This window comes from Actinomadura darangshiensis (assembly GCF_004349235.1).
Classification (GTDB): Bacteria; Actinomycetota; Actinomycetes; order Streptosporangiales; family Streptosporangiaceae; genus Spirillospora; species Spirillospora darangshiensis.
Map to the genome: position 1 here is coordinate 1 of NZ_SMKY01000418.1, position 6,173 is coordinate 6,173.

Consider the following 6,173-nt stretch of genomic DNA (forward strand, 5'->3'; position numbering starts at 1 on the left):
GGTCATGGGGGTCGTCGCGCCGTCCTTCGGTGATACGGGCGGCGGGGCCGGCTGCTTCAGTGCGGGGGGTGCGGGCTCGTCGTCTTGCGGACGACCTTTGCTGCGGCGCGGAACGACCCGCATCGTCACCTCCCCGGCTCTTGACTTTGATCCTCAGTCTGTCAGCTTGACCTCTTCCCCCGCTAAAGGCGGGAGATTCCAACCGTCGCCGGTTGGGTTTCCTGCTTCGGCACCGACTGCCCCGTCCGAGATGACTCCCGTTGAGGTCTGACACCGGCTCCACAGGCCGACACCGCCAGCCCGGCGGCCAGAACATTCTTCGCGGCGTTGACGTCCCGGTCGTGCCGGGCGCCGCACCGGCATTCCCATTCCCGTACGTTCAGGGGCATCTTCTCGCGGATAGTCCCGCACTGCGAGCACGTCTTGGAGGAGGGAAACCACCGGTCGACAACCACTAGTTCGCGGCCGTACCAGGCGGCCTTGTACTCCAGCATCGCCCGCAACTGCCGCCAGGCCGCGTCCGAGATCGCGCGAGCCAGGGAATGGTTTCGCACCATGGTCCGGACGTTCAGATCCTCGATCACGACCACTTGGTTTTCGTGGACGAGCCGAGTCGACAAATTGTGCAGGAAGTCGCGGCGCCGGTCGGCGATCCGGGCATGGACTCGCGCGACCTTCCATTTGGCCTTCTCCCGGTTCGCCGACCCCTCCTGCTTACGGGCCAACTCCTTGTACGCACGGGCCAGGCGTTCACGGTCGTGACGTTCGTGCCGGGGATTGGTGACCTTCTCACCCGTCGACAACGTCACCAGCGAGCCGATCCCCGCGTCGACACCCACGGCCCGGCCGACCGGGTCCAAGCGGGCGATGGTGTCCTCACACAGAATCGACACGAACCACCGGCCCGCGCTGTCCTTGGACACCGTCACCGTGGACGGCCGCGCGCCCTCGGGCAGCGGACGCGACCACACGATGCCCAGCGGGCCGCCCATCTTGGCCAGCGTCAACTCACCGTCGCGGTACCGGAATGCCGAACGAGTGTATTCGGCGCAGGCCCGTGACTTTTTACGTGACTTGAAGCGCGGATACTTGGCGTGTTTGTCGAAGAACGCGGAGAACGCGGCCTGCAGATGCCGCAGCGCCTGCTGGAGCGGGACCGACGACACCTCGCACAGGAACGCCAGTTCCTCGGTCTTCTTCCACTGGGTCAGTGCTGCCGAGGTGTCGACATAGGACATGCGGCGCTGTTCGCAGTACCAGGCGCGGGTGCGTTCCGCCAGTGCCCGGTTGTAAACCAGGCGGACACAGCCGAACGTGCGGCCGAGTTCGGCCGCCTGCTCATCGCTGGGGTAGAAGCGGTACTTGAACGCCCGCTTCACCGTGCACGCCATATCTCACATCGTATAACAAGATCAGTTAATCGCCCCTGCATCTCTGTGCCCGTTGCCGATGAACCGTGCCCGTTCGCGGGTGTCCGAAGCGCGGAAAGGCCCGGCCCCGGGGGATCGGGGCCGGGCCTTCGCGCGCGTGGCTAGTCGATGCGCCAGGTGTCGCCGCTGCCGAGCAGCGCGGCGAGGTCGCCCTCGCCCTGCGTCTGCACGGCCTCGTCGAGCTGGGCCCGCATCAGCTCGTCGTAGGACGGGCGGTCGACGTCCCGGAAGATGCCGATCGGGGTGTGCTCGAACGCCGGCTGGTCCAGCCGCGACAGCGCGAACGCCTGCGACGGGTCCGGGTTGCGGGCGTCGTGCACGGCGATTTCGGACGGGTCGACGTCCGCCACGTCCACGACCTCAAACGACCCGGTCGGGGTGCGGCGCAGCGCCTTGGTGCGGTCCGCACCGAACACGATCGGCTCGCCGTGCTCCAGCCGGACGGTGACGTCGTCGCGCACCGACGCGTCCTTCAGCGGCTCGAACGCGTTGTCGTTGAAGATGTTGCAGTTCTGGTAGATCTCCACCAGCGCCGTGCCGCGGTGCTGCGCGGCCGCGCGCAGCACCGACTGCAGGTGCTTGCGGTCGGAGTCGATGGTGCGGGCGACGAACGTGCCCTCCGCGCCGATCGCGAGCGACAGCGGGTTGAAGGGGGCGTCCAGCGAGCCCATCGGCGTCGACTTGGTGATCTTGCCGAGCTCGGACGTCGGCGAGTACTGGCCCTTCGTCAGCCCGTAGATCCGGTTGTTGAACAGCAGGATCTTCAGGTTGACGTTGCGGCGCAGCGCGTGGATCAGGTGGTTGCCGCCGATGGACAGCGAGTCGCCGTCCCCCGTCACCACCCACACCGACAGGTCGGGACGGGACGTCGCGAGCCCCGTCGCGATCGCGGGCGCGCGGCCGTGGATCGAGTGGAACCCGTAGGTGTTCATGTAGTACGGGAACCGCGACGAGCAGCCGATGCCGGAGACGAACGTGATGTTCTCGCGGCGCAGCCCGAGCTCGGGCAGGAAGGACTGGACGGCCGCGAGGACGGCGTAGTCACCGCACCCGGGGCACCAGCGCACCTCCTGGTCGGTCTTGAAGTCCTTCATCGTCTGCTTCTCGTCCGTCTTCGGGACGAGAGAAAGCAGACCGTGCCCGTTGGCGGCCCCGTTGCCGTTGCCGTTCTCACTCACTGTCGATCACATCCTGGATGACGCCCTGCAGCTCTTCGGCCTTGAAGGGCAGGCCGCGGACCTGGTTGTAGCCGATCACGTCGATGAGCAGCCGGCCGCGCAGCAGCAGCGCGAGCTGGCCGAGGTTGATCTCAGGGACGATCACCTTGTCGTAGGACCGCAGCACCTCGGGCAGGTTCGCGGGGAACGGGTTGAGGTGCCGCAGGTGGGCCTGCGCGATGCCGCGCCCGCTCGCCCGGACGCGCCGGACGGCCGCGGAGATCGCCCCGTACGTCCCGCCCCAGCCGAGCACCAGGACGCGGGCCGCTTCGGACGGGTCGTCCACGGCGAGCGGCTCGATGTCGTTCGCGATGCCGTCGACCTTGGCCTGGCGCAGCCGGACCATGCGGTCGTGGTTGGCCGGGTCGTAGGAGATGTTGCCGGTGACGTCGGCCTTCTCCAGGCCGCCGATCCGGTGCTCCAGCCCGGCCGTGCCCGGGATCGCCCAGGGTCGGGCGAGGGTGTCCGGGTCGCGCTCGAACGGCTGGAACCCGTCCGGCGACGGGGCCGCGAAGTTCGGCTCGATCGTCGGCAGCTTCGCCACGTCCGGCAGCTTCCACGGCTCGGACCCGTTGGCGAGGTAGCCGTCCGACAGCAGGATCACCGGGGTGCGGTACTTCACCGCGATGCGGGCCGCCTCCAGCGCCGCGTCGAAGCAGTCCGACGGCGACTGCGGCGCGATCACCGGGACGGGCGCCTCGCCGTTGCGGCCGTGCATGGCCTGCAGCAGGTCGGCCTGCTCGGTCTTGGTCGGCAGGCCGGTGGAGGGACCGGCCCGCTGCACGTCGATGACCAGCAGCGGAAGCTCGGTCGCGACGCCGAGGCCGATCGTCTCGCTCTTCAGCGCGATGCCCGGCCCGGACGTCGTGGTGACGCCCAGCGACCCGCCGAACGAGGCGCCGAGCGCCGCGCCGACCGCGGCGATCTCGTCCTCGGCCTGGAACGTCCGGACGCCGAACTTCTTGTGCTTGGAGATCTCGTGCAGGATGTCGGACGCCGGGGTGATCGGGTACGAGCCGAGGAAGATCGGCAGCCCGCTCTGCACGCCCGCCGCGACCAGCCCGTAGGCGAGCGCGATGTTCCCGGTGATGTTGCGGTACAGGCCCGGCTCGTGCTCGGCCGGCTTGATCTCGTACTGCACCGAGAACGCCTCGGTGGTCTCGCCGTACGACCAGCCCGCCTGGAAGGCCGCGATGTTCGCCTTCATGATCTCGGGCTTGCCGCCGAACTTCTTCTCGAGGAAGGCCAGCGTCCCCTCGGTGGGACGGTGGTACAGCCACGACAGGAGACCGAGCGCGAACATGTTCTTCGCGCGCTCGGCGTCCTTCTTGGAGATGTCGAAGCCCGTCAGCGCCGTCACCGTCATCGAGGTGAGCGGCAGCGCGTGCACCCGGTACTCCGAGAGCGAGTCGTCCTCGACGGGGCTGGCGGCGTAGCCGACCTTGGCGAGGTTGCGCTTGCTGAACTCGTCGGTGTTGACGATCAGGTCCGCGCCGCGGGGAAGGTCGGTGAGGTTGGCCTTGAGCGCGGCGGGGTTCATCGCGACCAGGACGTTGGGCGCGTCGCCCGGCGTCAGGATGTCGTGGTCGGCGAAGTGCAACTGGAAACTGGACACGCCGGGGAGGGTCCCGGCTGGGGCGCGGATTTCGGCCGGGAAGTTCGGCAACGTCGACAAGTCGTTGCCGAACGCCGCGGTCTCCTGGGTGAAGCGGTCGCCGGTCAGCTGCATGCCGTCGCCGGAGTCCCCGGCGAAGCGGATGATGACGCGGTCGAGCTGCTGGACCTGTTTGGTCACAGAGGAAGACCTCCTCGACGCGCAGCATCCGTCCTGGGGGAGGCACCCAGGATCGTGATGCTACTAAGGCTTACCTTCATGGTATGTCCGGGAACGGATGGTGTTATCGGGGACGGGCGCACATTGGAACGCCGCACGCTCGAACAATGAGCGTGCCTCGTCCGGGTGCCGGTCACCGCGGGCCATGGAGGCATGGGCGGGCGGCGGCCGCTCCGCAGGTCCTATCCCGTGATACGACCTGGGCGGGTCTCCGAGTTCATCCCGAACACAGGCTGCTGCGCTGCCGGCACAGGTCGACGTGCAGACGCCGGACCAGCAGCCTCGCGGGACTCGTCGAGGAACCGCGGCTCCCCAGGGGCGTGGAGTTCACGTCCCGAAGTGTAGACAGGCAGAATTCCGTTCGAGGGCACCGCCCCTGAAGGTGGGGCCTAAGGTGCCCCCGGTGTCTGTGATGTGGCGACTTCCGGCCGTTCCGAGTGCTTGACCGCGGGTTCTCCCGATTCGGACGGCCCCGGCGTGGCCGGCTTCGGCTTCACGACCGCCTTGCGCTCGCGGTCGACGCGGGCGAGCAGCGCGGGCACGGCGGACGCGTCCAGCGCCTCGCCGACGACGCGGGCCGACGCCTCGTACGGATAGGAGCCGGGGTTGTCGAGGGCCGCCTTCATCCAGTGCCGCCACAGCTTGCCCGTCACGGTGCAGCGCAGCACCATCGCCCGGTTGGCCGGGACCGGCCCCGACCCCGTGCACGACCCGAGCGCCTCGCCGCGGGACGTGATCGACGCCCGCAGCGCGGCCCGCGCGCCGTCCGGCACCGCCCCCGCCGGCTCGGCCATCGCGGCCGGGACGTTCACCGTGCAGCCGTTGGTGTTCTGGTCGCAGTTGCTGAACGTCAGCGTCCCCGGCGTGAAGTGGAGGTTCGGGTCGAGCGCCCCGCCGAGCCTGCCCACCCGCGGCCGCAGCTCGGCGAACACCGTCGCCGGCGCCGCCACGGGCGCGACCGTGATCCGCGGCGCATCCTGCCCCTTGGGGCGCACGGACAGCAGCCGGTACGGTGCCGTGGCCGCCAGCAGGTACTCCGCGCCCGCCGTCTCGACCTTGTAGGCGCGGACGCCGTTCACGTTCTCGGTCGGCGGTTCCGCCGGGGCCTTGGCGAGCTTCGCGGCGATCGCCTTGGGGCCGAGCACATCGGGCAGGTCGAAACCGGGCACCGACACGGGCGCCTTGGCCCAGCGCCCCGCGAAGTACTCCGGATGCACGACGCCACTGGCGTAGGTCTGCCAGAACGAGAGGCCGGCCTTGATGTACGTCACGCCGTCGATCGCGACGACGTCGGCCGTCGTCAAGCCCGCCGTGAGCGTCCCGGTCGCCGCACCCGCCGGGGTCACCCGCAGATGCGCCTGGACGGGCTGACCGCCGGCCGACAGGGGGCCGTCGTAGCGCAGGCCCGTCCCGGACGTGAGGTTGCGGCCCGCCGCGACCGTCCACGCCGGCGGCGCGGCCGGCACGGTCGCCTTGGGCTTCTCCTTCGCGGCCCCGCCGCCGCCGGCGAGCGAGCCGCCCTCGCAGAAGTCTTTCTGCACATCACCGATGATCAGAGCCTTTTTGCCCACGACCGCTCCCTTACCCGGTTGCCCCGCCGGATCTGCCCCGCCCGTCCCCCAGCGGAGGGCTTGTCAGCGGCGGGGGCCCGCGTCGACGAAGTCGGTGGGGACGGCGGGCTCGCCCTTGGAG

At 69.5% G+C, this 6,173-nt stretch carries 4 protein-coding genes; all 4 read right to left on the reverse strand.

From position 1 onward, the window contains the following. Positions 1 to 182: 182 nt before the first annotated feature. The 4 genes from E1293_RS43280 to E1293_RS49985 all read right to left on the reverse strand — a co-directional run bounded on the left by E1293_RS43280 (position 183) and on the right by E1293_RS49985 (position 6,052). Positions 183 to 1,391 carry an RNA-guided endonuclease InsQ/TnpB family protein gene (locus E1293_RS43280; RefSeq protein WP_132205380.1) on the reverse strand — a complete coding sequence of 403 codons (1,209 nt, stop codon included), beginning with the start codon at positions 1,389 to 1,391 and terminating at the stop codon, positions 183 to 185. A gap of 140 nt (positions 1,392 to 1,531) precedes the next feature. Further along, positions 1,532 to 2,608, reverse strand: coding sequence for a 2-oxoacid:ferredoxin oxidoreductase subunit beta (locus E1293_RS43285; RefSeq protein WP_243717430.1), 1,077 nt, complete (start codon positions 2,606 to 2,608; stop codon positions 1,532 to 1,534). Beyond that, positions 2,601 to 4,442, reverse strand: coding sequence for a 2-oxoacid:acceptor oxidoreductase subunit alpha (locus E1293_RS43290; RefSeq protein ID WP_132205382.1), 1,842 nt, complete (start codon positions 4,440 to 4,442; stop codon positions 2,601 to 2,603). The genes E1293_RS43285 and E1293_RS43290 overlap by 8 nt, the downstream gene beginning before the upstream one ends. A 428-nt stretch (positions 4,443 to 4,870) precedes the next feature. After that, the gene (locus tag E1293_RS49985) at positions 4,871 to 6,052 is read right to left on the reverse strand and encodes a hypothetical protein (RefSeq protein WP_243717432.1); all 1,182 of its coding nucleotides are present in this window, start codon (positions 6,050 to 6,052) and stop codon (positions 4,871 to 4,873) included. Positions 6,053 to 6,173 lie beyond the last annotated feature (121 nt).